The sequence below is a fragment of the Pseudomonas sp. Seg1 genome, from assembly GCF_018326005.1.
Lineage (GTDB): Bacteria > Pseudomonadota > Gammaproteobacteria > Pseudomonadales > Pseudomonadaceae > Aquipseudomonas.
The window spans coordinates 6,155,225-6,179,043 of the sequence record NZ_AP021903.1 but is presented as its reverse complement, the minus strand read 5'-3'; the positions used below and the strand labels follow the sequence as shown (position 1 = coordinate 6,179,043).

The following is a 23,819-nucleotide window of genomic DNA, read 5'->3' as shown; positions in this document are numbered from 1 at the left end:
GTCGCTGACAGACGAGGACTGTCACACATATTTGTTAGCGTCGATGTCTTTAGCTCAGGGAGAAAGCATCGATGAAGTTCGCACCGAAATTTCTGGCTGTCGCACTGACTGTAGGTTTGGGCCTGGCCGGTCAGGCTTTCGCCACCGACCTCAAACACTGGCCGGCGGATCAGGCCAAGGCACTGGACGCGATGATCGCCGCCAACGCCAACAAGGGTAACTACGCGGTGTTCGACATGGACAACACCAGTTACCGCTACGACCTCGAAGAGTCCTTGCTGCCATTCATGGAAAACAAGGGCCTGATCACCCGCGACAAGCTCGATCCCTCCCTGAAGCTGATGCCGTTCAAGGACACCGCCGACCACAAGGAAAGCCTGTTCAGTTACTACTATCGCCTCTGCGAAGTCGACGACATGGTCTGCTACCCGTGGGTGGCGCAGGTGTTCTCCGGCTTCACCCTCAAGGAGCTTAAGGGCTACGTCGATGAGTTGATGGCCTCGGGCAAACCGGTGCCGGCGACTTATTACGAAGGCGATGTGGTGAAGAACCTCGACGTTCAACCACCGAAAATCTTCACCGGCCAGGTTGAGCTGTACAACAAGCTGATGGAGAACGGCATCGAGGTCTACGTGATGACTGCGGCCTCGGAAGAACTGGTGCGCATGGTCGCGGCCGATCCGAAGTATGGCTACAACGTCAAACCGCAGAACGTCATCGGCGTGACCACGTTGCTGAAAAACCGCGAAACCAACGAACTGACCACTGCGCGTAAACAGATCACCGCCGGCAAGTATGACGAGAAGGCCAACCTCGGCCTTGAGCTGACCCCGTACCTGTGGACCCCGGCAACATGGATGGCCGGCAAGCATGCGGCGATCCTTACCTACATCGACGAATGGAAAAAACCGGTCCTGGTGGGTGGCGATACCCCGACCAGCGATGGTTACATGCTGTTCCACGATGTTGACGTGGCCAAGGGCGGCATTCACCTGTGGGTCAACCGCAAGGACAAATACATGACGCAGCTCAACGGCATGATGGCCAAGCACGCAGCGGCGCAGGCCAAGGAAGGGTTGCCGGTGACGGCGGACAAGAACTGGGTGATCGTCAAGCCTGAAGAGATTCAGTAAGACCGAGTCGCTCCAATCGCTGGCAAGCCAGCTCCCACAGTGTCCAAGGTGAAACACAAATGGTGAGAACACCATAAATCCCTGTGGGAGCTGGCTTGCCAGCGATGGGGCCCTCGTGTTCATCCATTGATTCGATCAGGCGAAAAAATGCCCCGCACGTTGGCGGGGCATTTTCGTTACTGCGATTCGACGCTTACAGCCCGTCGAGCATTGCCTTGTTACGCACAGCACCCTTGTCGGCGCTGGTCGCCAGCAGGGCGTAGGCCTTGAGGGCGGTGGTCACTTTGCGAGGACGAACCTCAACCGGTTTCCAGCCTTTCTTGTCCTGCTCGACCCGGCGTGCAGCCAGTTCTTCGTCGCTGACCAACAGGTTGATCGAACGGTTCGGGATGTCGATCAGCACTTTATCGCCGTCCTGCACCAGACCGATCGCGCCGCCGGCCGCAGCCTCTGGCGAAGCGTGGCCGATGGACAGGCCCGAAGTGCCGCCGGAGAAACGGCCATCGGTGAGCAGCGCACAGGCTTTGCCCAGGCCTTTGGATTTCAGGTACGAGGTCGGGTAGAGCATTTCCTGCATGCCCGGGCCGCCTTTCGGGCCTTCGTAGCGAATGATGACGATGTCGCCAGCCTTCACTTCGTCAGCGAGGATGCCGCGCACGGCGCTGTCCTGGCTTTCGAAGATTTTCGCGTTGCCTTCGAAGACATGGATCGACTCATCGACGCCGGCAGTTTTCACCACGCAGCCGTCCAGCGCGATGTTGCCGTACAACACGGCCAGGCCACCCTCTTGCGAGTAAGCGTGTTCGAAGCTGCGGATGCAGCCGTTTTCACGGTCATCATCCAGGGTTTCCCAACGGGTCGACTGGCTGAACGCGGTCTGGGTCGGGATGCCGGCAGGACCAGCCTTGAAGAAGTGGTGAACCGCTTCGTCAGTGGTCTGGGTGATGTCCCACTTGGCGATGGCTTCTTCCATGCTGCGGCTGTGCACGGTCGGCAGGTCGATGTGCAGCAGGCCGCCACGGGCCAGCGAACCGAGGATGCTGAAGATGCCGCCGGCGCGGTGCACGTCTTCCATGTGGTACTTCTGGATGTTTGGCGCGACTTTGCACAGCTGTGGAACGCTGCGCGAAAGACGGTCGATATCGCGCAGGTCGAAATCGATCTCCGCCTCCTGGGCGGCAGCCAGCAAGTGCAGGATGGTGTTGGTCGAACCGCCCATGGCGATGTCGAGCATCATCGCGTTCTCGAACGCCTTGAAGTTGGCGATGTTGCGCGGCAATACCGATTCATCGTTCTCGCCGTAGTAACGCTTGCACAGCTCGACGATGGTACGGCCCGCCTGCAGGAACAGCTGCTCGCGGTCGCTGTGGGTGGCGAGGGTCGAACCGTTGCCCGGCAATGCCAGACCCAGCGCTTCCGTCAGGCAGTTCATCGAGTTGGCGGTGAACATGCCGGAGCACGAACCGCAGGTCGGGCAGGCGCTGCGCTCGTACTCAGCGACTTTCTCGTCAGAAGCGCTTTCGTCGGCGGCGATCACCATGGCGTCGACGAGGTCGAGGCCGTGGGAAGCGAGTTTGGTCTTGCCGGCTTCCATCGGGCCGCCGGAAACGAAAATCACCGGGATGTTCAGGCGCAAGGCAGCCATCAGCATGCCCGGGGTGATCTTGTCGCAGTTGGAAATGCACACGATGGCATCGGCGCAGTGGGCGTTGACCATGTACTCGACGGAATCGGCGATGATCTCGCGGCTCGGCAGCGAATAGAGCATGCCGTCGTGGCCCATGGCGATACCGTCATCCACGGCGATGGTGTTGAATTCTTTCGCGACGCCACCGGCGCGTTCGATTTCGCGGGCGACCAGCTGGCCCAGATCCTTCAGGTGCACATGGCCCGGTACGAACTGGGTGAACGAGTTGGCAATGGCGATGATCGGCTTTTTGAAGTCGTCATCTTTCATCCCGGTGGCGCGCCACAGTGCGCGGGCGCCGGCCATGTTGCGGCCGTGGGTGGATGTTTTCGAGCGGTAATCTGGCATGGAGCACTCCGGGCGGCTAATCAGGTATCAAAGGGGAGTGAGCTTCTATTGACGTCTGGAACACTCAGAAATGGCCGTGTGTCCGTGAAGTTGCCGATGACGTTGCGGGATCGCCGCTGGTCTCAGCTTGAGCTCATAAACCCGCCGGGGGATGAATGGCGATGAATCAGCCGATTCTACACCGCTGGCGTCTGGAGGGAATGGCGCAAAGCATTGTTCCAGTGCCGACGGTGCCTGTGGCATGACGACCGGCAGGATCATTCGCTGCCAGGTTGCACCAGCGCACTGGCCTGAACGCTCCTCAAGCGCCGGCTGATCCCGCTGTTGAGTGCCAGCGCGACGCAACTGAGCAGTACAAAACTGTAACCCAGCGTGGCTTGCAGATTGGCCGGGCTCAGACTGATCAGTGCGCTGATCAAACCGCCGCTGATAAAAATGATGGTGCTACCGGCCGAGGCCGAAGTGCCGGCGTTGTCGGGAAACAGCGCCATGGCCCGAGAGGTGGCGGCCGGTCGTGTGATGGTGGTGCCGGCCGTGCAGATCAGCATCGGGATCAGCACCGTGGTCGGCGCCAGCGCATGATGGGCGGCCAGATACAGCATGGCCAGGCCCGACAGCAGGATCAGGCTCAGCCCGGTAATGATTTGTCGGCCTGGGGTGATGCGTCGATTTAGCACGCTGGCGACAATGCCGCCGACGATATAGGCAGCCCCGTAAATCAGCAGAATCAGCGAAAAGTCATAGGGCGCGAGTTGTAGCTGATCCATGAAAATCAGCGGCGAAATCACGATGAACGAAAAGTGGCAGGCGAAGGCGAACGCCGATATCAACCAGTAACCGACGGATTGGAAATTTCCCAGTACCCGTCGGTACGACTGAATGAAACCCAAGCGTATGCCACTGCTGGCCGGCTGACTGTTGTCCAGCAACAGCCAGGCCTTGATGAGCACGACCGCCGCGAGTGCGGTAAATACCCAGAAGCTGCCGCGCCAGCCAAGGGTGGCTTGTAGAAAGGTGCCGGCCAGTGGCGACACCGAAATGAAGATCCCGCTGGCGGTGACCATCAGGATACGCAGGCGATCACGCTCTTCACCTTCGAACAGATCCTGCACCAGTGCCTGGGACAGCACGAAACAACCGCACCCTATTGCCTGTACGACACGGAATATCAGGAACAGCGTGTAATCGTCGGTCATCACGCAGCCAAGTGCACCGAGCATCGAGACGCTCATGCCAGCGAGCAACAAGCCCTTGCGACCGATCGTATCGGACAGTGGGCCGATCAGTACCTGGGCAAAGGCGATGCCCACGGCGAACAGGCTGATCGACAGTGCGATGTCCGCCGGGGTTGTCTGGAAGTGCGCGGCCAGTGCCGGAAACGATGGAAGCAGGACATCCAGTGGGAACGCGCCGAGCAGCACCATCGCCAGCAACAGGCTGACAGCCCCGCGACGCTGACGGGGGGTTACCACGGATTTTCCTTTATCCATCGATCAGTCCTGCCTTGGAAAAAAGTGTCTGGTTATGGGGCGTGGCGAAGAAACCGGCCTTGCGCAGTGCATCCAGCGTAGCGATGGAGCCTGATTTTGCACGCGCACGGCTGGCCTGCACTGTTGCCATGCTGCCGACAATATTTCGTACATCGCTCTCGGCAATGCCCGCTCCACGCAGGCTCTGTTGCAGCCAGCGTTCGTCGGCCTCGAAGAAAATGCCGATGATCTCGAGCAGCGTTTTGCTCACAAATGTGCGCTGGCGAATGTTCATGGACAGCCAAAGGTAATGGAACACTTCAGCGAAATAGCGACTGTGGCGGGCTTCGTCGGCCAGATGATCGCGCAGCATGTCGTTCACACTGGACACGAGACTGTCGCGGCACACGTCCAGCAGTTCCCGGGCAATGATGGTTTCCGAAACGAAACCGAGCAGAAACCATGTCAGTGAACGTTGCTTTTCCGGGGTACGGGCGACCAGTGCGTTCATGCGCGTGATGCGCTTGGGTATCGCCGGGCGCCCGCCAACGTTATAGAGCGTGGCGATCTGTTCGGCGAGACGATTGGAGAACAGCGCGTGGTAGCCCTCGTCGGTGTAGAGCTGCAGCGCTGCGTGCTTCATCGCCAGCGGCACATAAATGGGCAGTTCCCGATGGGCGATGACTTCAACCGCGCGATTGACGATGCGATGCTCGAGCAGGGTGGTGTAGTCGAGAAAGTACACCAGATGGTTGGCGGTCAGGCGGTGCAGCACCTCGCGGCCTGCGGCCTGGATCGCTGGATGAGCGAGATAAGGCAGGAAGGCGGGGGGAAACCAGTAGCGGCTTTCGAGTTGTTGCTGCACGTCGTCCGGCAATTGATAGTTGTGGGTGCTGGTGCGTACCGAGGCGCGGCTGTCCCAGTCCCCCAAAGTAAATTTGAGCGCCCATGACACAGGCACTTCGGCCGGATCCGGAATCAAGACTGTCATGCTTGTACCTCGCGCAACAGTCCGTGCATTTCCTGGCACATCGCCTGGCCGTCGCTTTCGCCGCAGCCGACAAAGAACAGCGGTTGCTCCGCGCTTCCCTCAAGCTTGAGCAGTGCTTCGACTTGCCTGTCGGCAAACGCACCGGTCAACCAGGTGTTGAGGCCAAGTGCTGTGGCGACCAGTTGAAAGGTTTGCGACAGATGACCGGCTTCCACGAATGCCATGCGATAGGCCCGTGAGTGCTCGTATTTCCACCAGAGCCGATCGAATCGGGCGGTGATGAACAGGCCCAGCGGCAGATTGTTGATGAAGTGCTGGCCTGCGAGCAAAACCCCCAACGCGGATTGAGGCAATGAATTGACCCGACTGATGGAATGGTCGGTCGGCTGATAGGCGTAGATCCCGGGCTCCAGATCGTCGACGTTCTGCACCAGCAGAAAACCTTCGCAGGCGTTCAGACCGCCACCGGAAGGACTGCTGCGGCGTGCGCCGAGATCGTCGGCGATGCTTTCGTCACGGTCCCCGTCGCGCTCGCGCAGGTAACCGAGCGAAAGATAAAGCAGGGTGCCCAGGTCATCGAGTGTCATCGCTGCGCCGGTATAGGTGCGGCAGGTTTTACGCTGGAGCAGGGCGTGAACCAGGCTGTCGTCGCGCAATTCATGCGGGAGGGGCAACGCGATGCTCTGCCCGGCTTCCTGCTGCTGGCGTTCTTTCACGGGAGCCGGGGTCGCCAGGACTTCGTTGCAGTGAGAAAGATATTGCCTGGACCACTCGTGAATATTCTGGGGGGTGTGTTCGCAGGGAATGTTTTGCGTACCGATATGGTAGATCTTCGACAGTTCATCCCAACCCCATTGTGGATTGTCTATTTTTGAAACGGTTAGGATGCCCGCACTTAATAGTTGTGTGTCTATTATGCTGTGCGTGTCGAACAGGTCAGGGTTGTTGATTAGTTGCGTGAGCCGAATTGAATAATCAAGGTCAAGTTCATGCTGGGTATGATCTTTGTAGTTCCATACTATTTGTCCCGGCGAGCGCGGCAATATAAACAGGTAAGGGTTTATGTACATGTGGGTTATTTACTCTGGATAAAATCGAAAAGGACGCCGGGTTGCCGGCACTTCCCGGCGTCCTGCCCTATTTAGCGGGCTTTAGGGGCAACCAGAAAAGCCAGGTTGGCGATTTTGTTGGTTTCCAGATAAATGGTTTTCATGATGTGAACTCCTTGTTCATTGATAGTCGAAGTCACCTCGTGGTGACAACTTCATAATAGTTTGTAATGGATTATTGGCAAGTGGATATTAAGTAGGAATATTCCAGTAATTTTGTCGGAGCGATCTTTAGCTGGAGTTGGACTTTGTAGGCTAAGTTTCAATAATTAAAAGGCGTAAGGAAATATCCTGCACGTCAGTAGGAAAGCAAGTGTAGGAAGTGTCGACTATTGAAGCAGAGATAGCGCCCTGACTGGCATGGGCTGGCGTAAAGCAAACGGGGAGCCTGCTGGCTCCCCGTCATCCGCATTGATCAGCTGTTTGGCAGCAGGCGGCAGGTGATGCTCTTGATGTAGCGGGTTTCGGCGATCGCCGGATGCACCGGGTGATCCGGGCCCTGACCGCCACGCTCAAGCAACTGGATATTTCGGTCCAGGTGACGGGCGCTGGTCAGCAGGATGTTCTGCAGATCGTCTTCCGGCAGGTGCATCGAGCACGAAGCGCTGACCAGGATGCCGTCCTTGTTGAGCAGGCGCATGGCTTGCTCGTTCAGGCGACGGTAGGCGCCTTCGCCGTTTTTCATGTCTTTCTTGCGTTTGATGAACGCCGGCGGGTCGGCCACGATCACGTCGAAGCGTTCTTCGCTGGCCTTCAGTTCTTTCAGGGCTTCGAAAACATCGCCTTCGATGCAGGTCATCTTGTCGGCGAAGCCGTTCAGTGCAGCGTTGCGCTCGACACCGTCGAGAGCGAAAGCCGAGGCATCGACGCAGAACACTTCGCTGGCGCCGAAAGCGGCAGCCTGCACGCCCCAGCCACCGATGTAGCTATAGAGGTCGAGGACGCGTTTGCCTTTGGCGTAAGGAGCCAGACGCGCGCGGTTCATGCGGTGGTCGTAGAACCAGCCGGTTTTTTGGCCCTGGATGACCGGTGCTTCGAATTTCACGCCGTTCTCCTCCAGCGCGACCCACTCCGGCACCAGACCGAATACGGTTTCGACGTAACGGTTGAGGCCTTCGGCGTCACGGGCGGCGGAGTCGTTCTTGAAAAGGATGCCGCTTGGCTTGAGCACTTGGGTCAGTGCGGCGATCACGTCATCTTTATGCGCTTCCATGGTCGCCGAGGCGATCTGCACCACAAGAATGTCGCCGAAACGGTCGACAACCAGGCCCGGCAGCAGGTCGGAATCACCGTAGACCAGACGATAGAACGGCTTGTCGAACAGACGCTCGCGCAGGGACAGCGCGACGTTCAGGCGGTGCACCAACAGCGATTTGTCCAGCGCGACCTTGGTGTCACGCGATAGCAGGCGGGCGCAGATCAGGTTGTTCGGGCTCATCGCGACGATGCCCAGCGGCTTGCCGCCGGCGGCTTCGAGGATCGCCTGATCGCCGGCGTTGAAGCCGTGCAGTGGCGTGGCGGCCACATCGATTTCGTTGCTGTAGACCCACAGGTGACCGGCGCGCAGGCGACGGTCGGCGTTGGCTTTGAGGCGCAAGCTAGGCAGGGACATGACGTCGCTCCGGAAAAAAGAGCGGGAGTATACCGTGTTGCTCGGCACGATTGGCTGGTGAGTGGACATGTGGCGCGACAGCAATGGTGATAGGGCTTACCGGTGGCGAGGGGATTCATCCCCGCCGGACGGCGCAGCCGTCGCACCTGTCTGACACGGTAAGCCTGATATCTCGCGCTGTCAGATTTGCGACTGCTGCGCAGCCGATCGGGGATAAATCCCCTCGCCACAAGGGCAGTTCAATCAGAGAGTGCGTCGATCAACTCTCGGCTGAACGCCGGAATATCATCCGGCTGGCGGCTGCTGATCAAGTGGCCGTCTCTGACCACTTCCTGATCGACCCAGTTGGCTCCGGCATTCACCAGATCATCCTTGAGTGTCTTGTAGCTGGTGATGGTTTTGCCATTGACCAGCCCCGACGAGATCAGCAACCAACTGCCATGGCAGATCACCGCAATCGGTTTGCCGGCCGAAGTGCCGGTCTTGACCAGATGCTGGGCATCCTGATCGATGCGGATCGTGTCGGAGTTCTGGACGCCACCGGGCAGCACAATCGCGTCATATTGCTCGCTGCTGGCGCCCTGGAAAGTCTGGTCGACGGTGAAGTCGTCCGCCGGCTTGTCGTGATGCCAGCCTTTAACCTTGCCGGCCTCGGCCGAGAGGATATCGACCTGCGCACCAGCCTCTTCCAGCGCCTGCTTGGGACCGGTCAATTCAACCTGTTCGAAACCATCGGTTACCAAAAAAGCGACGCGCTTGCCGTTGAGTGAAGTAGCCATCAATAAGCTCCTGAGTCTGTTGGAAATAGCCGCCCCACGGGATCGAAATGAACCGTCGGGCATTACAGAGTCCGAAGCCAGGGCCTGAATGAAAGTTCCTGACAATTGCCCACTGGTGTGTCGTCTTGCGGTTTTTAGGGGTTAGAATCGCCGCCTGTCCCAGAGTGTGTACTTATGTCCCAAGAGCTGACCACCGAACAGATTCAACAATCCCTGCAGGGCATCAGCGTGCCCGCGCAGCCGCAGATCATGGTGGATCTGCAAATGGAGCAGTACATGCCCGACCCGGATCTGGAGGTGATCGCCAAGCTGATCGCCCAGGATCCCGGCCTGTCCGGCGCGCTGCTGAAAATCGTCAACTCGCCGTATTACGGCTTGAGCAACAAGATCACTTCGATCCAGCGCGCGGTAAACCTGCTGGGCAGCCGTTCGATCATCAACCTGATCAATGCCCAATCGATCAAGGGCGAGATGAACGACGACACCATCGTCACCCTCAATCGTTTCTGGGACACCGCGCAGGACGTGGCGATGACTTGCCTGACCCTGGCCAAGCGCATCGGCACTCAGGCGGGCGACGAGGCATACGCTCTCGGCCTGTTCCACGACTGCGGCGTACCGTTGATGTTGCAGCGGTTCCCCAATTACATGTCGGTACTGGAAAAGGCTTACGCCAATGCCAGCGCCGAATGCCGTGTGGTGGACACTGAAAACGCCGAGTTCAACACCAACCACGCTGTGGTCGGCTACTACACCGCCAAGTCCTGGCGCCTGCCGGAACATGTCAGCGCGGCCATCGCCAATCACCACAATGCCTTGGCGATCTTCAGCGATGAGTCGTCGCGCAACAGTCAGCTGAAAAACCTGTTGGCGATTCTCAAGATGGCCGAGCACATCTGCGCCTCGTATCGAGTGCTGGGCAATCAGACCGAAGATTTCGAATGGAACGCAGTGGGCCCGCTGGTACTCGATTACGTAGGGCTGTCGGACTACGACTTCGAAACCCTCAAACAAACGATCCGCGACCTCGGCGCGCATTGATTCGAGGACGTCATGCCTGAACTGCCGGAAGTTGAAACCACCCGCCGGGGCATTGCTCCGCATCTGGAAGGCCAGCGCGTCAGCCGGGTGATCGTGCGTGACCGGCGGCTGCGCTGGCCGATCCCCGAAGACCTCGATGTGCGACTTTCGGGGCAGCGCATCGTGTTGGTCGAGCGCCGGGCCAAGTATCTGTTGATCAATGCCGAGGTCGGCACGTTGATCAGCCATTTGGGCATGTCGGGCAATCTGCGTCTGGTCGAGGTCGGGTTGCCGGCGCTCAAGCATGAGCATGTCGATATCGAGCTGGAGTCGGGTCTGGCCCTGCGCTATACCGATCCGCGGCGGTTCGGCGCGATGTTGTGGAGCAATGATCCGCTCAATCACGAATTGCTGATTCGCCTCGGGCCGGAGCCGCTTACTGATCTGTTCGATGGCGAGCGGCTGTTCCAGCTGTCACGCGGGCGTTCGATGGCGGTCAAGCCGTTCATCATGGACAACGCGGTGGTGGTCGGGGTCGGCAATATCTACGCGACGGAAGCGCTGTTTGCCGCCGGGATCGATCCGCGCCGCGAGGCCGGGGGCATTTCCCGGGCGCGCTATCTGAAGCTGGCCATCGAGATCAAGCGCATCCTCGCTGCCGCCATCGAGCGTGGCGGCACCACGTTGCGTGATTTCATCGGCGGCGACGGGCAGCCGGGGTATTTCCAGCAGGAACTGTTTGTCTACGGTCGTGGCGGTGAACACTGCAAGGTTTGCGGCACCGGTTTGCGCGAAGTGAAGCTGGGACAACGCGCCAGTGTGTTCTGCCCGCGCTGCCAGACCTGAGACGAAAGGCTGAAAAAGTCCTACGGTCTATAGTGAGTTGTCTCACTGTTCAGCCCGAAGGATCGTGCCATGAAATCCTTGCAAGTCCTCTTCGCAACACTGCTGCTGTGTTCCAGCCTGGTTGTTCAGGCCACGGAAAACGGCAGTGGTGATCCGCGTTACACCATTCAGAATCCACCGGCCTACGCCATGATCGGCGACTTGCTGATTGCCCGACCTTTGCTGGTGGTGGCTACGGTGATTGGCGCGGGGGCGTTTATTGTGTCGCTGCCATTTACCGCGTTGGGTGGCGGGATTGGCGATGCAGGACAGGCGCTGGTCGTGGACCCGGCGAAAGCGGCGTTTGTGCGGTGTCTGGGGTGTACGGGGGAGGGGTTTGAGCAGCGTGAGTGAGCTGCTCCGGAGTCAATGGTGTTTCTGATGGCCCAATCGCGGGCAAGCCCGCTCCCACAGGGTTTTTGGTGTTTACACGATTAGTGTTTCACCACGGAAACCTGTGGCAGCGGGCTTGCCCGCGATGGCGTCGGATCAGGCGCTGAAGGACTCAGGCCTTGCCGGTGATCTTGCGGTACTTCTCCATCAACTGTTCTTCAGTCTCCGGATGCGCTTCATCGAGCGGAATGCAATCCACCGGGCAGACCTGCTGGCACTGTGGTTCGTCGTAGTGGCCGACGCACTGGGTGCACAGGTTCGGGTCGATCACATAGATCTCTTCGCCTTGGGAGATGGCGGCGTTCGGGCACTCGGGTTCGCAGACGTCGCAGTTGATGCAATCGTCGGTAATGATCAGGGACATGCTAACTCCAGCCGGGGCGGCAGGCCCGGGCGCTATAAATCAATGCGCGCAATTGTGCCGCATTGGCGAGCGCAGTGCACGCGGGTGCGATCAAGGGCACGCGACTGCAATCCTTTAAAAGCAAAAGATCGTCTGATCGCAGCCCGAGCCTTCGGCAGCGCTTACTTCTTGAAGCGTAGGGTCAGGGCGTCGGCCACGGCCGGGTGGACGAACTTGCTGATATCGCCGCCCAGCGCGGCAATTTCCCGCACCAGCGTCGAAGAAATGAACGAATAACGCTCGGATGGCGTGAGAAACAGGCTCTCCACGTCCGGCGCCAACTGGCGGTTCATGTTGGCCAGCTGAAATTCGTATTCGAAGTCCGACACCGCACGCAAACCACGCAGGAACACGTTGGCATTCTGCTCTTTGGCGAAATGCGCAAGCAGCGTCGAGAAACCGACCACTTCCACGTTCGGCAGGTGTTTGGTGACCTCGCGAGCCAGTTCAACCCGTTGTTCCAGCGGGAACAGCGGGTTTTTCTTGGGGCTGGCGGCGACGGCAATGATCACATGGTCGAACAGGCGCGAGGCGCGTTCGACCAGATCGCCATGGCCCTTGGTAATAGGGTCGAAGGTACCTGGGTACAACACTCGGTTCATCGCGTCGTCCTGGCGGGAGTCCGTTGGGGAGTCGGATGGTATCGCAGCCGTCCCGGTCGGCCAAGTCGCCTGTTGGGTAAGAAAGCACTATAGACGAGGGGAATATTCTGCTTTTTCATGGATTTTTCAGCCGATCGGCGAGGGATGTCGCCAATTGTGCGGTCAGGCCATACACCGACAATTGCGGGTTGGCGCCGATGCTGGTGGGGAACAGCGAGCCGTCGTGGATCGACAGATTACTCAGTTGATGATGGCGACCGAGGCTGTCGGTGACCGCGGTTTTCGCGTCTTCGCCCATCGCACAGCCGCCCATGACGTGGGCGCTGCCCAGCCGCGTGCGGTACAACTCAAGGCTCAAACCATCGATCAGGCTGCGCGCCTCGGCCAGGGTTTTCACGTAATGCGCGTCGGCGTGCATCGGCAGCACCGCTTTGGCGCCGCCGGCAAACTGGATCTCGGCCATGCTGTGGAACGCACGGCGCAGGCCTTCCCAAGCGTACGGTGAAACCTGATAGTCGAGCACCGGCGAGCCGTCGCCGCGCAGTTCGACACTGCCACCGGGACTGTCCGGATGAAAGCCGTCGCGCAGTAGCGCCAGCATCGCGTGGGTGTGCGGCAGATCAGCCATATGCTCGGCGTTCTGCTGGCCGAACCCACCGAGCAGGGTGGCCGCCAGCGCCGGGTGCAGCGGCGGCACTTCAAGTTTGTAGCCTATCGGCCCGGTGGTGCCGTCCTTCCACTGGAAATAGTCCGAGTAGATCGACTGCGGCGCACCGTAGAACGGGTTGATCACCTCGTCGAAGCGTGCGGCGGACATGTTCACCAAATGCAGGAAGGTGCGTTTACCCAGGCGTTGATGCGGGTCTGGCGCATCCGAGCGCAGCAGCAACGCCGGGCTGTTGATACCGCCGCCGGCCAGCACGTAGTGCCGTGCCTTGACGGTGATCTTGTGTCCGGTCGGCTCGACACAGCGCTCGTCCATCGCCACGCATTGCAGGCCGGAGATTTTGTCGCCGTTGATCAACAGCTTCTCCGCACGGGCCAGATAAAGCAGCTCGCCGCCCTTTTCCAGGGTTGCCGGAATGGTCGTGACCATCATCGATTGCTTGGCATTGGTCGGGCAGCCCATGCCGCAGTAACCAAGGTTCCAGCAGCCGCGCACGTTGCGCGGGATCACGTGCCAGCTGTAGCCGAGTTGCTCGCAGCCTTTACGGATCACGTCGTTGTTGGCGTTGGGCGGGACCATCCACGGTGCGACGCCGAGGCGCTGCTCCATTTTTTCGAACCACGGTGCCATCTCGGCAGGGCTGTGGCCTTTGACGTTGTGCTCTTTGGCCCAGTGCTCAAGGGTCGGTTCCGGCGTGCGGAAGCTCGATGTCCAGTTGATCAGTGTGGTGCCGCCCACCGCGCGGCCCTGCAGGATGGTGATCGCTCCGTCCTTGCTCATGCGGCCGATGCCTTCCTGATAGAGGCTGCTGTAGGCCTGATCTTCGAGCAGTTTGAAGTCGGTGCTGGTTTTCAGCGGGCCTTCTTCGATCAGCAGCACCTTATAGCCGGCGGCACTGAGGATTTCCGCCGTGGTCCCGCCACCGGCACCGCTGCCGATGATCGCGACGTCGGCTTCAAGGGTCAGATCGTCGCTGAGTTGGGCGCCGTTGTAGGTTTTCCAGCCTCGGGCGAGGCCTTCGCGGAAGGGGTCGGGTACGGGCATCGATCAGGTTCTCTTTTATTATTCTGGATGCAGGGGTGGGGCAACTGGCGCATCGCGGGCAAGCCCGCTCCCACAGGGTTTGTGCTGTTCAGACGACAGGCGGGCCGGGGTAGCCGCAATGCGCCCAGGATTCGGTGCGGGTGTACCAGGCCATCAGCACCAATTGCTGCAAGGAGCTGTGACCCATGCGCAGCAGGCTCAACGAGCTGTTTTGCCAGCGGTCGAGGAAGTGGCGCATGCCTTCGGGGCTGGCGTTTTCCCAACTGCCCCAGATGCCGGTCAGCGGTCCACGCGTCACGGCCATGCCGAGCACGTCAAACAGTTGCCGGGTGAGCTTGAGCATTTCCGGCGACAGATGATCGAGGCTGTAGTCCAGCGACTTGAGAGTGCCATCGACGGCACTCGGCATTTTCTCGGCCGCCACGGCGCCGTCGAGCATCACTGGAATCAGTGCGCGCAAAAACAGCAGATCGTCGTCGCGCAATGAAACGAAACCGTTGGCGGCGACGCTCGACGAACAGCCGCTGAGGCTGGCACCAAGGCCTGCGGTGGCAAGGAATGCCGTGGCGCCGAGGCTGAATTTCAGCAGGCCACGGCGCGACAGGGCAGGTGTATCGGTCAGGCTTGGGTGCATTGTTTTTATTACCCGGCGACGATGACGAAGGTTTAGCGAATGAACAGCTTCTGGATCAGTTTCTGAATGGATTTGCCGTAGGGCGGGTAAATCAGTCTGGCCGCGTTGAAGCGCTGTTTAACCAGCACGCCTTTGGCTTTGCTGAACGTCAGAAAGCCCTCGTGACCGTGGTAATGGCCCATGCCCGAAGCACCGATGCCGCCGAAGGGCATGTCGTCCTGCGCCACATGTAGCAGGGTGTCGTTCAGGCACACGCCGCCGGAATGGGTTTCGTGCAGGACGCGAGTCTGTTCGCGTTTGTCGTAGCCAAAGTAGTAAAGAGCCAGAGGACGTGGCCGCTGATTGATGTAAGCGAATGCCTGCTCCAGATCCCGGTACGGCACGATCGGCAGCAGCGGGCCGAAGATTTCGTCCTGCATCACTGTCATCTCGTCGCTGACGTTCAACAGCACACTGTGCGGCATGCGCCGGCCCTGACCCTGATCGAACAGCGGGATCAGCAGCGCGCCTTTGCTGGTGGCGTCGCTGACGTAGCCGTTGAGCCGGGCCAATTGGCGTTCGTTGATGATTGCCGTGTAGTCCGGGTTGTCGGCGAGGGTCGGATAAAAACCCTGCACTGCCTGGCGATAGGCTTCGACGAAGCCGCCGACCCGGTCTTCCGGGACCAGCACGTAATCAGGTGCGACGCAGGTCTGCCCGGCATTGAGAGTTTTGCCGAAGGCAATGCGCTCGGCCGCATCCTTGAGCGGCACATCGCGCGAGACGATGGCGGGCGACTTGCCGCCCAGTTCCAGGGTTACAGGCGTGAGGTTTTCTGCGGCGGCGCGCATCACATGCTTGCCGATGCTGGTGGCGCCGGTGAACAGCAGGTGATCGAAGCGCAAACGGGAAAACGCCACGCCAATATCGGCTTCGCCCAGCACCACGCAGACCAGATCTTCGGGGAAAATCCGCGCCAGCAGTTGTTTGAGCAACAGCCCGGTGGCGGGGGTCGATTCACTGAGTTTGAGCATTACCCGGTTGCCCGCCGCCAAAGCGCCGACCAGTGGGCCGATGGCCAGATACAGCGGGTAATTCCACGGCACGATGACGCCCACCACGCCCAATGGCTGGTAGACCACTTTCGCCGAGGCGGGCTGGAAAGCCATGCCGACCTTGCGCCGCGATGGCTTCATCCAGCCGTTGAGATGACGGCTGGCGTAGTGGATGCCGTGCAGGCTCGGCATCAGTTCGGCGAGCAGGGTTTCATCGGCGCTGCGGTGGCTGAAATCGGCGCTGATCGCCTCAATCAGGGCCTGACGTTCGTTGCTCAGCAAATCGCGCAATGCCTTGAGCCATTGCTGACGCTGGGCGGCGGGTGGCATCGGGTTGGCGGCGTATGCGGCCCGTTGTGCAGCGAACTGCCGATCGAGCTCTTCCAGTGGCTGTTGCAGCGTTTGCAGGTAGGCAATGTCGGCAGTCATGGTCGGCTCCGGATTTATTGTAGTGAGGAACTTTCTAGAGTCTATGCTCTAGAAAGTCAAATGACTTCCATGCACAGCAGTGTTTTATCCATTTCCGGTTAGGTCGTAAGATGCCCGTCAACGCACTCTGAATTAAAGCTCAAGCCATGGCCCCACGAATAAAAACCAGCGAGCGTATCGTGCTGAACAGCCTCGAGCTGTTCAATCAGCAGGGCGAACGCAGCATCAGCACCAATCACATTGCAGCCCACATGGAGATTTCTCCGGGCAACCTGTACTACCACTTCCCCAACAAGCAGGCGATCATCGCCGTGTTGTTCAGTGAGTACGAAAGCCTGGTCGACAGCTTCCTGCGCCCGCCACAGGGACGCGCCGCGACGGTCGAAGACAAGCGCTTCTACCTCAAGGAGCTGTTGTCGGCGATGTGGCGCTACCGCTTTCTGCACCGTGATCTGGAGCACCTGCTCGACAGCGATCCGGAGCTGGCCGCGCGTTATCGGCGTTTTTCCCAGCGCTGCGTGATCCAGGGTGCGGCGATCTACGAAGGTTTTGTCGCCGCCGGGATCCTCGAAATGGATCGCGTGCAGATCGAATCCCTGACCCTCAACGCCTGGATCATCCTGACGTCGTGGGTGCGCTTTCTGTGCACCACCCGGGAAAACTCCAACCACCTGAGCGAGCAAGCCATTAAACGTGGCGTGTATCAGGTGCTGGTACTGGAAGCCGGGTTCGTCACCGATCAGGCGCGCGAGCAGGTCAATGCGCTGTTCGAGGAGTTCTACGTGCCGCTGGCCCAGGCCCTCGAAGACGTGAAGTAAACCGTTCTGTTGAAATCCCACAGGAGCCCGTTATGCCGATTGCGCAACTGATCAGCCCCAACGCTCTGGATGCTCGCAAGGAGCAACCGGGGCTGGTGATTCTCGATTGTCGTTTTGCCCTCGAAGACCCGGACTACGGGCAGCGTAGCTACGCTGAAGGGCATATTGCCGGGGCGAGCTTCGCCGATCTCGAGCGTGATCTCAGCGGCAAAGTGGTCAAGGGCGTGACCGGGCGCCATCCGTTGCCGGAGCCGGCAGCGCTGATCGAACGCTTGCAAGCCTGGGGCATCAGTGCCGACAGCGACGTGGTTTTGTATGACGATGGCCCCGGTGCGTACGCGGCGCGTGCGTGGTGGTTGCTGGTATGGCTGGGCAAGCGTGACGGTGTGTTCATTCTCGATGGCGGGCTCAAGGCCTGGCATGCGGCGGGCCTGCCGCTGAGTCTGGATGCGCCGACGATCACGCGTGGAACCTTCAGTGGTCAGCCGGACATGTCTTTGCTGCTCAGCGCCGAACAATTGCAGCAGCGCCTCGGTCAACCGGCACTGACTTTGATCGATGCCCGAGCCTTGCCGCGCTTCAAGGGCGAAGTCGAGCCGATCGACCCGGTTGCCGGGCACATTCCCGGTGCGCAATGTGCGGCGTTTACTGACAACCTCGGGAGTGATGGCCGGTTCCTGCCGGCGGAGCAACTCAAGCAGCGCTTTGCCGCCAGACTGGGTGATCGCTCGCCAGCGGATCTGGTGGCGTATTGCGGCTCCGGTGTGACGGCGTGTCACAACCTGTTTGCGTTGTGTCTGGCGGGTTATCCGTTGGGCTCGCTGTACGCCGGGTCGTGGAGCGAGTGGATCAACGAGCCTTCGCGCGGTATCGCCACGGGCGAATAAACACGGCAAATCCTCTCTGTGGGAGCGAGCCTGTTCGCTAATGCATCGGATCAGTCGACATCAATGTTGAATGAACGAGCGCTTTCGCGAGCAGGCTCGCTCCCATATGGGCTATGCGGTGTCTGGGGAAATCTGCCGGGCACTGCGATAAGCCGCCGGCCCCACGCCATAAACCTGCTTGAACTGCCGGCTCAGGTGACTCTGATCGGCAAACCCCAACTGCAGGGCGACCTCCACGGGTAAACATCCACTTTGCAGCAACCCCCGGGCCGTGGCGATGCGTTGCTGCATCAACCAGGTATGCGGCGGCATGCCGGTGGCACGGCGGAACACCCGGGCGAAGTGAAAAGGCGACAGATTGACCACCGCCGCCAATTCTTCGAGCGATGGCGGCGCCGCCAGCTGTGCGTGCAGGAGTTCCTTGGCGCGCACCACCGCCCGGTGTTCCTTGCCGGGTTTGCCGGGGATCCGCACGGCAGCGTGACGCTGTAACAGCAAAATCATCATTTCGCGCCACACGGTTTGCTGCTGCAACGCCGTGGCCGGATTTTCCAGCAAACGGTGTAACTGACAGAAACCGTTGACCAGGTCCGGGTCGCGGTACAGCGTTTCGCCAAAGGCAGGCATCGGCGCGCTGGGCAATTCCAGTTCGTCCAGCAACGCCATGACTTTGCCGGTGTCGGGATAAAACGCCCGGTACAGCCAGCCGTTCTCGGTGCCCTTGTGGCCGGTGTGCAATTCGTCCGGATTGATCAACACCAGCGTGCCGCTGCCCGCCAGATGTTCAGCGCCGCGATAGCGATAACGCTGAGCGCCGGCCATGATCATGCCGATCACGTAGCCATCGTGAACGTGCGGGGCAAAGCGTTGTTCGATGTAGCGTGCCGACAGCAGTTCGACTCCGGCCAGCGGCGTGGTTTGCCAGAAACGGATCGACTCGCCCTGATCGTTCATGACGTCAGGCGTGCCAGCCATTGCGGGATGCGCCGTTCCAGGTAATAACCCGGCTGACGCAGCGAACCCTCGACGAAGCCGACGTGTCCGCCGCGAGTCTGCAATTCGAATTCGGTGCACTCCGACAGCTCGCTGGCTTGCGGCAGGCTGTGCGGGAATACGAACGGATCGTCCGCCGCCTGAATGATCAGGGTCGGCGTGCGGATTTCGCCGAGAAAGTAACGGCTCGAGGCGCGGCGGTAGTAATCCTCGGCATCGGTGAAACCGTGAAGCGGCGCCGTCACCCGGCCATCGAAGTCCCAGAACGTGCGCATGTTCTCCAGCGAACCGAGCGCCGCCAGCGCGGCGAGGCCATCGTCGCGTCCGTCATGCTGGAACTGACGTTGCTTGTTCTTGATGTAAGCGACCATCTCGCGCATGAAGTGCGCCTGATAGACCTTGGAAAACCCTTGGCCGATGCGGTCGGCGCATTGGTCGAGGCGAAACGGCACCGACACCGCCACCGCGCCGAGCACACCACTGGCGCTGCCGGTTTCCCCCAGATGCTTGAGCAGTACGTTGCCGCCCAGGGAATAACCGACGGCATACAGCGGCGCCAACGGACGTTTGGCGCGCAGGTGGCGAATGGCTTCAGCGAGGTCTTCGCTGGCGCCGGAGTGGTAGCTGCGCGGCAACAGATTCGGTTCGCCCGAACAGCCGCGCCAGTTCAACGCGACGCTGGCCCAGCCTTGATCGGCCAAAGCCTTTTGGACACCTGCCACGTAGGGCGAATTGGAAGAGCCAGTCAGCCCGTGTAGCACCAACACCAGCGGTGCGTCGGCGCTATGCGGGCCGTGCCAGTCAAGATCAAGGAAGTCGCCGTCGTCGAGCCAAAGCCGTTCGCGCTCGCGCTCAAGGTGAACGGTTTTGCGCCACAGCGGGCCCCACAAGGTTTGCAAGTGCGGATTGCCGAGGCCGAAGGCAGGAATGAAGCGTTCTGACGAAGGGGACACGATGGTTCTCGATGCACTTTGTGGCGAGGGAGCTTGCTCCCGCTGGACTGCGCAGCAGGCCTCGCTTCTGAAATAAGGGCCGCTTCGCGACCCAGCGGGAGCAAGCTCCCTCGCCACAGGTTTCTCGCAAACTTTTAGTTAACGGCTATCTCTGCCGTGCGTTGCCACAGCGCGTAATAAACGCGTCCGGACTTCTGCTCGCGGTGCAGGCGCCAGTTGCCCGGAAGACCCAGCGTCGAAGGCGCGGTTTCGCTTTCAGTGTAGATCCACGAGTCGGGCGCCAGCCACTGACGTTCTTCAAGCAGAGTGCAAACCGCCGGCAGCAGGTTCTGGTTGAACGGCGGGTCCAGGAACACCAGGTCAAACGGCGTGGCAACTTGCGTTTCCAGATAGCGCAGGGCGTCAGCGGTCTGCACCTGCCCGTTGGTGCAGCGTAGCGTGCCGAGGTGTTCTTTCAGGCTGGACACCGCAATGTTGCTGGCGTCCAGCGCCTGACCCATGGCCGCGCCACGGGACAGCGCTTCGAGAAACAGCGCGCCGCTGCCGGCGAACGGGTCGAGCACCTTGGCCCCTTCAACGTAGGGCGCGAGCCAGTTGAACAGGGTTTCACGCACACGATCCGGCGTCGGGCGCAGGCCCGGCGCATCGGGGAAGCTCAGCTTGCGGCTGCGCCATTGGCCGCCAATGATGCGCAACTGGTTCACACCGTTGTGAACGTTGTGCGCAGGTTTTTTTGGGGAACGAGTCGCCATTAATGCTCCGGAACCCCGAGCGGTTGCTCGGCAGGTTTATCAGATGGGGCCGGTAACGGCTTTTGCGGCACGGTCGGGCCAGCGCTGACGATGACCATTTTGTCCGTGCTCAGGTGTTTGTTCATCGCGTCTTTGACCTGCTCGACGGTCAGACTCTGGGACTGACGCATGAAGTCGTCCAGATAGCTCAGCGGCAGATTATAGAAGCCCATGGCGCCGAGCTGGCCAACGATGTCGGCGTTGCTCGCGGTGGACAGCGGGAAGCTGCCGGCGAGTTCGCGTTTGGCGTCGTCGAGTTCTTTTTGCGTCGGGCCGGTTTTCAGGTAGTCGGCGAGTACGTCCTGCACCAGTTTCAGGGTGCCTTCGCTCATTTCCGCGCGGGTCTGCAGGTTGATCATGAACGGACCGCGAGCCTGCATCGGGCTGAACCCGGAATACACGCCATAGGCCAGGCCGCGCTTCTCGCGCACTTCACTCATCAAACGCGTACCGAAACCGCCGCCGCCGAGGATCTGGTTACCCATCGACAAGGCGGCGTAGTCCGGGTCGTCGCGGTCGATGCCCAGTTGCGCGATCATCAGGTTGGTTTGCTTGGACGGGAACTCGATGTGACCGATGCTGGCCTTCGGTTCCTGCGGCTGGGCGATTTTCGCCAGCGCCGGGCCTTTCGGCAGGGCGGCGGACACCTGATTGGCAATCGCCTCGGCATCGGCGCGGGACAAGTCGCCCACCAGCGCGATCACCACGTTGCCAGCAGCGTAAGCCTTGGCATGGAACTCACGCAGTTGCGCGAGGGTGATTTTCGGCACGCTTTGCGCGTTGCCATCGCTGGAATGCGCATATGGGTGATCGCCATACAGACGCTTCATCAGCTCGAGGCTGGCGAGTTTGCCGGGGTTCTGTTTCTGGTATTCGAAGCCGGCGAGCATCTGGTTCTTGATGCGCGCGAACGAATCGGCCGGGAAGGTCGGTTTGCCGACCACCTCCGAGAACAGCTTCAAGGCCGGTTCACGCTGGTCGACAGCACTCAGGCTACGCAGCGACGCCAGCGCCATGTCCTTGAAGGCACCGTTGCCGAAATCCGCGCCGAGGCCTTCAAAGCCCTGGGCGATGGCGCCGACGTCTTTGCCGGCAACACCTTCGTTGAGCATCGCGTTGGTCAGCACCGCGAGCCCCGGCGCATTGCCGTCCTGGCTGCTGCCGGCGGCGAAGATCAGGCGCATGTCGAACATCGGCAGCTCATGCGCTTCTACGAACAGCACCTTGGCGCCTTCGGCGGTGTTCCAGGTCTGTACGTCGAGCTTGCGGCTGGCCGGCGCCTTGCCGTCGAGTTCGGCCAGCGATTGCAGCTTCTGGCTGGTCTTGGCGTTATCCAGCGCTTCACTGGCGTTGGTGTTAGCGCCTGGGGTCAGATAGAACGCGGCGGAGCCGATCACGGCGACCGCGATCAGACCAAGCAACAGGCGTGGGGTTTTGCGCTCACTCATGAGTCGTCTCCAGTGGCAGGACGTGGGCGACGCTGAGACGTTCGCGGGTGAAATACAGCTTGGCGGCATTCTGGATATCTTGCGGGGTCACGCTTTCCAGATCGGCGAGTTCGGTGTCCATCAGTTTCCACGACAGACCGACAGTCTCCAGTTGGCCAATGGCAGTGGCCTGACTGGTGATCGAGTCACGCTCGTAGACCAGACCGGCAATCACTTGTGCACGTACGCGCTCAAGCTCTGCGGCGGAGGGCGCTGTGGTTTTCAACTGATCGAGCAGCTTCCACAGACCGGCCTCGGCTTGCGCCATGGTCTTTTTCTTCTGGGTATTCGGTGTGGCCGAAAGGGTAAACAGGCTGTCGCCGCGCGTGTAGGCGTCGTAGCTCGACGAACCGCCGGAGACCAACTCTTCACCGCGCTCCAACTGCGTCGGGATGCGCCCGCTGTAGCCGCCGTCGAGCAGTGCCGAGATCAGGCGCAGAGCGTTGACCGAGCGTTTGTCTTCGGCGGTGGCGATGCTCGGCACGTTGAAACCGAGCATCAGGCTAGGCAATTGCGTCTGCACGTGCAGGGTGATCTGGCGTTCGCCGGGCTCGGCCAGTTCCAGTGGTTGCTTCGCCGGTGGCACGTCGCGCTTGGCGATCGGGCCGAAGTAGCGCTGGGCGAGGGTCTTCACTTCGTCCGGGGTGACGTCACCGACCACCACCAGGGTGGCGTTGTTCGGCACGTACCAGGACTGATACCAGTGGCGCAGCTCTTCGACTTTCATCCGGTCGAGGTCGGCCATCCAGCCGATGGTCGGCGTGTGGTAGCCGCTGGCCGGGTAGGCCATGGCCTTATAGCGCTCGTAGGCCTTGGACATCGGCTTGTCATCAGTGCGCAGACGGCGCTCTTCCTTGATGACTTCGATTTCCTTGGCGAACTCGTCGGCCGGCAGGCGCAGGTTGGCCATGCGGTCGGCTTCCAGTTCGAAGGCCACGCCCAGACGATCGCGGGCCAGTACCTGGTAATAAGCGGTGAAGTCGTCGCTGGTGAACGCGTTCTCTTCGGCACCCAGATCACGCAGGATCAGCGAAGCTTCGCCGGGACCGACTTTTTCGCTGCCCTTGAACATCATGTGCTCAAGCGCATGGGACAGACCGGTCTGGCCCGGGGTTTCGTAGCTGGAACCGACCTTGTACCAGACCTGCGACACCACTACCGGCGCGCGATGGTCTTCGCGCACGACAACCTTCAAACCGTTGTCGAGGGTGAATTCGTGAGTCGGTTGCGGGTCGGCCGCCAGGGCCGAAAGGGGCAGGCAGACTGTGCTGAGCAGCAGGCCTGCAGCGCGGCGGGCTAGAGCATTCATTCGTTTTTTAACCTGTTGAGCTGCCCGCTTGGTCTTAGCGTCGGCGGGCGAGAGGGTGCTAGGATACTGATCCGTTTTACTGGCGGCCACGCCTATCAAGCCATTGATCGGTCGATAGGTTGTATGGGTTACCGGCAGAAGCTTTGAGTTTCTCAGCTAAACTCTGCGTTTTCGCCGAAGATGCCGTTCCAGTCCTTCGTAATAATCGACCTTTGAGGTGCCATTGGCGCCTCGACAAAATGTTGCGCGTGAACAAGCTGGGTGAAACACAGTCTGTTCTGCATCGAATATTTATTTGCCGGGGCGCCCTTATGGCGCGTCGCTACCGTGAGATAGCCGTCC

22 protein-coding genes are annotated in these 23,819 nt (G+C 60.3%); 6 read left to right on the top strand and 16 right to left on the bottom strand.

Annotation, left to right across the window (positions count from 1 at the left end):
• Positions 1-71 precede the first annotated feature (71 nt).
• Positions 72-1,133, top strand: coding sequence for an HAD family hydrolase (locus KI231_RS27825; RefSeq protein ID WP_213026864.1), 1,062 nt, complete (start codon positions 72-74; stop codon positions 1,131-1,133).
• Positions 1,134-1,326: 193 nt separating this feature from the next.
• On the opposite strand, the gene ilvD is transcribed toward KI231_RS27825, so the two are convergent.
• From ilvD to KI231_RS27795, 6 genes are all read right to left on the bottom strand, one after another.
• Positions 1,327-3,168, bottom strand: coding sequence for a dihydroxy-acid dehydratase (gene ilvD / locus KI231_RS27820; protein ID WP_213026863.1), 1,842 nt, complete (start codon positions 3,166-3,168; stop codon positions 1,327-1,329).
• A 257-nt stretch (positions 3,169-3,425) separates the two neighbouring features.
• Positions 3,426-4,658, bottom strand: a complete 1,233-nt coding sequence (locus KI231_RS27815) for a multidrug effflux MFS transporter (RefSeq protein ID WP_213026862.1) — start codon at positions 4,656-4,658, stop codon at positions 3,426-3,428.
• Complete coding sequence (locus tag KI231_RS27810; protein WP_103304336.1) at positions 4,651-5,628, bottom strand: diiron oxygenase; 978 nt, start codon at positions 5,626-5,628, stop codon at positions 4,651-4,653. Before KI231_RS27810 ends, KI231_RS27815 begins: the two co-directional genes overlap by 8 nt.
• A complete protein-coding gene (locus tag KI231_RS27805; RefSeq protein WP_213026861.1) occupies positions 5,625-6,698 on the bottom strand; it encodes a SagB family peptide dehydrogenase in 1,074 nt (357 codons plus the stop codon). Before KI231_RS27805 ends, KI231_RS27810 begins: the two co-directional genes overlap by 4 nt.
• A gap of 454 nt (positions 6,699-7,152) precedes the next feature.
• Positions 7,153-8,349 carry a class I SAM-dependent rRNA methyltransferase gene (locus KI231_RS27800; protein WP_007913577.1) on the bottom strand — a complete coding sequence of 399 codons (1,197 nt, stop codon included), beginning with the start codon at positions 8,347-8,349 and terminating at the stop codon, positions 7,153-7,155.
• Between the two features lie 239 nt (positions 8,350-8,588).
• Positions 8,589-9,128: a type 1 glutamine amidotransferase domain-containing protein gene (locus KI231_RS27795; RefSeq protein WP_103304334.1), complete on the bottom strand. Its 540-nt coding sequence runs from the start codon at positions 9,126-9,128 to the stop codon at positions 8,589-8,591.
• A gap of 228 nt (positions 9,129-9,356) precedes the next feature.
• On the opposite strand from KI231_RS27795, the gene KI231_RS27790 reads away from it, so the two are divergent.
• The 3 genes from KI231_RS27790 (at position 9,357) to KI231_RS27780 (ending at position 11,387) form a co-directional block, all read left to right on the top strand.
• On the top strand, positions 9,357-10,169 hold the full coding sequence (locus tag KI231_RS27790) for an HDOD domain-containing protein (protein WP_177431403.1): 813 nt from the start codon (positions 9,357-9,359) through the stop codon (positions 10,167-10,169).
• Positions 10,170-10,181: 12 nt separating this feature from the next.
• Positions 10,182-10,994, top strand: a complete 813-nt coding sequence (gene mutM, locus KI231_RS27785; protein ID WP_103304332.1) for a bifunctional DNA-formamidopyrimidine glycosylase/DNA-(apurinic or apyrimidinic site) lyase — start codon at positions 10,182-10,184, stop codon at positions 10,992-10,994.
• A 69-nt stretch (positions 10,995-11,063) separates the two neighbouring features.
• The gene (locus KI231_RS27780; protein WP_213026860.1) at positions 11,064-11,387 is read left to right on the top strand and encodes a multidrug transporter; all 324 of its coding nucleotides are present in this window, start codon (positions 11,064-11,066) and stop codon (positions 11,385-11,387) included.
• A 151-nt stretch (positions 11,388-11,538) separates the two neighbouring features.
• On the opposite strand, the gene KI231_RS27775 is transcribed toward KI231_RS27780, so the two are convergent.
• The 5 genes from KI231_RS27775 to KI231_RS27755 all read right to left on the bottom strand — a co-directional run bounded on the left by KI231_RS27775 (position 11,539) and on the right by KI231_RS27755 (position 16,239).
• On the bottom strand, positions 11,539-11,790 hold the full coding sequence (locus tag KI231_RS27775) for a YfhL family 4Fe-4S dicluster ferredoxin (protein WP_003195146.1): 252 nt from the start codon (positions 11,788-11,790) through the stop codon (positions 11,539-11,541).
• Positions 11,791-11,951: 161 nt separating this feature from the next.
• The gene (gene coaD, locus KI231_RS27770) at positions 11,952-12,431 is read right to left on the bottom strand and encodes a pantetheine-phosphate adenylyltransferase (protein WP_003229157.1); all 480 of its coding nucleotides are present in this window, start codon (positions 12,429-12,431) and stop codon (positions 11,952-11,954) included.
• Between the two features lie 115 nt (positions 12,432-12,546).
• Entirely contained in the window at positions 12,547-14,142 is a 1,596-nt protein-coding gene (locus tag KI231_RS27765; protein ID WP_213026859.1) for a GMC family oxidoreductase, read from the bottom strand.
• 88 nt (positions 14,143-14,230) lie between these two features.
• The gene (locus KI231_RS27760) at positions 14,231-14,776 is read right to left on the bottom strand and encodes a twin-arginine translocation pathway signal protein (protein ID WP_213026858.1); all 546 of its coding nucleotides are present in this window, start codon (positions 14,774-14,776) and stop codon (positions 14,231-14,233) included.
• 32 nt (positions 14,777-14,808) lie between these two features.
• Positions 14,809-16,239 carry a coniferyl aldehyde dehydrogenase gene (locus tag KI231_RS27755; RefSeq protein WP_103304328.1) on the bottom strand — a complete coding sequence of 477 codons (1,431 nt, stop codon included), beginning with the start codon at positions 16,237-16,239 and terminating at the stop codon, positions 14,809-14,811.
• Positions 16,240-16,385: 146 nt separating this feature from the next.
• Here KI231_RS27755 and KI231_RS27750 point away from each other — a divergent pair, with 146 nt between their 5' ends.
• On the top strand, positions 16,386-17,057 hold the full coding sequence (locus KI231_RS27750) for a TetR/AcrR family transcriptional regulator (RefSeq protein WP_103304327.1): 672 nt from the start codon (positions 16,386-16,388) through the stop codon (positions 17,055-17,057).
• Positions 17,058-17,089: 32 nt separating this feature from the next.
• Positions 17,090-17,944: a sulfurtransferase gene (locus KI231_RS27745; RefSeq protein WP_213026857.1), complete on the top strand. Its 855-nt coding sequence runs from the start codon at positions 17,090-17,092 to the stop codon at positions 17,942-17,944.
• Positions 17,945-18,055: 111 nt separating this feature from the next.
• On the opposite strand, the gene KI231_RS27740 is transcribed toward KI231_RS27745, so the two are convergent.
• The 5 genes from KI231_RS27740 to KI231_RS27720 form a co-directional block, all read right to left on the bottom strand.
• Positions 18,056-18,898 (bottom strand): AraC family transcriptional regulator, encoded by an 843-nt coding sequence (locus tag KI231_RS27740; protein ID WP_213028843.1) that lies wholly within the window; start codon positions 18,896-18,898, stop codon positions 18,056-18,058.
• A complete protein-coding gene (locus KI231_RS27735) occupies positions 18,895-19,890 on the bottom strand; it encodes a hydrolase (RefSeq protein WP_213026856.1) in 996 nt (331 codons plus the stop codon). Before KI231_RS27735 ends, KI231_RS27740 begins: the two co-directional genes overlap by 4 nt.
• Before the next feature lie 134 nt (positions 19,891-20,024).
• Positions 20,025-20,642: a 16S rRNA (guanine(966)-N(2))-methyltransferase RsmD gene (gene rsmD, locus KI231_RS27730; protein ID WP_213026855.1), complete on the bottom strand. Its 618-nt coding sequence runs from the start codon at positions 20,640-20,642 to the stop codon at positions 20,025-20,027.
• Complete coding sequence (locus tag KI231_RS27725) at positions 20,642-22,129, bottom strand: M16 family metallopeptidase (protein WP_213026854.1); 1,488 nt, start codon at positions 22,127-22,129, stop codon at positions 20,642-20,644. Before KI231_RS27725 ends, rsmD begins: the two co-directional genes overlap by 1 nt.
• Positions 22,122-23,477, bottom strand: coding sequence for a M16 family metallopeptidase (locus tag KI231_RS27720; RefSeq protein WP_213026853.1), 1,356 nt, complete (start codon positions 23,475-23,477; stop codon positions 22,122-22,124). Before KI231_RS27720 ends, KI231_RS27725 begins: the two co-directional genes overlap by 8 nt.
• Positions 23,478-23,819 lie beyond the last annotated feature (342 nt).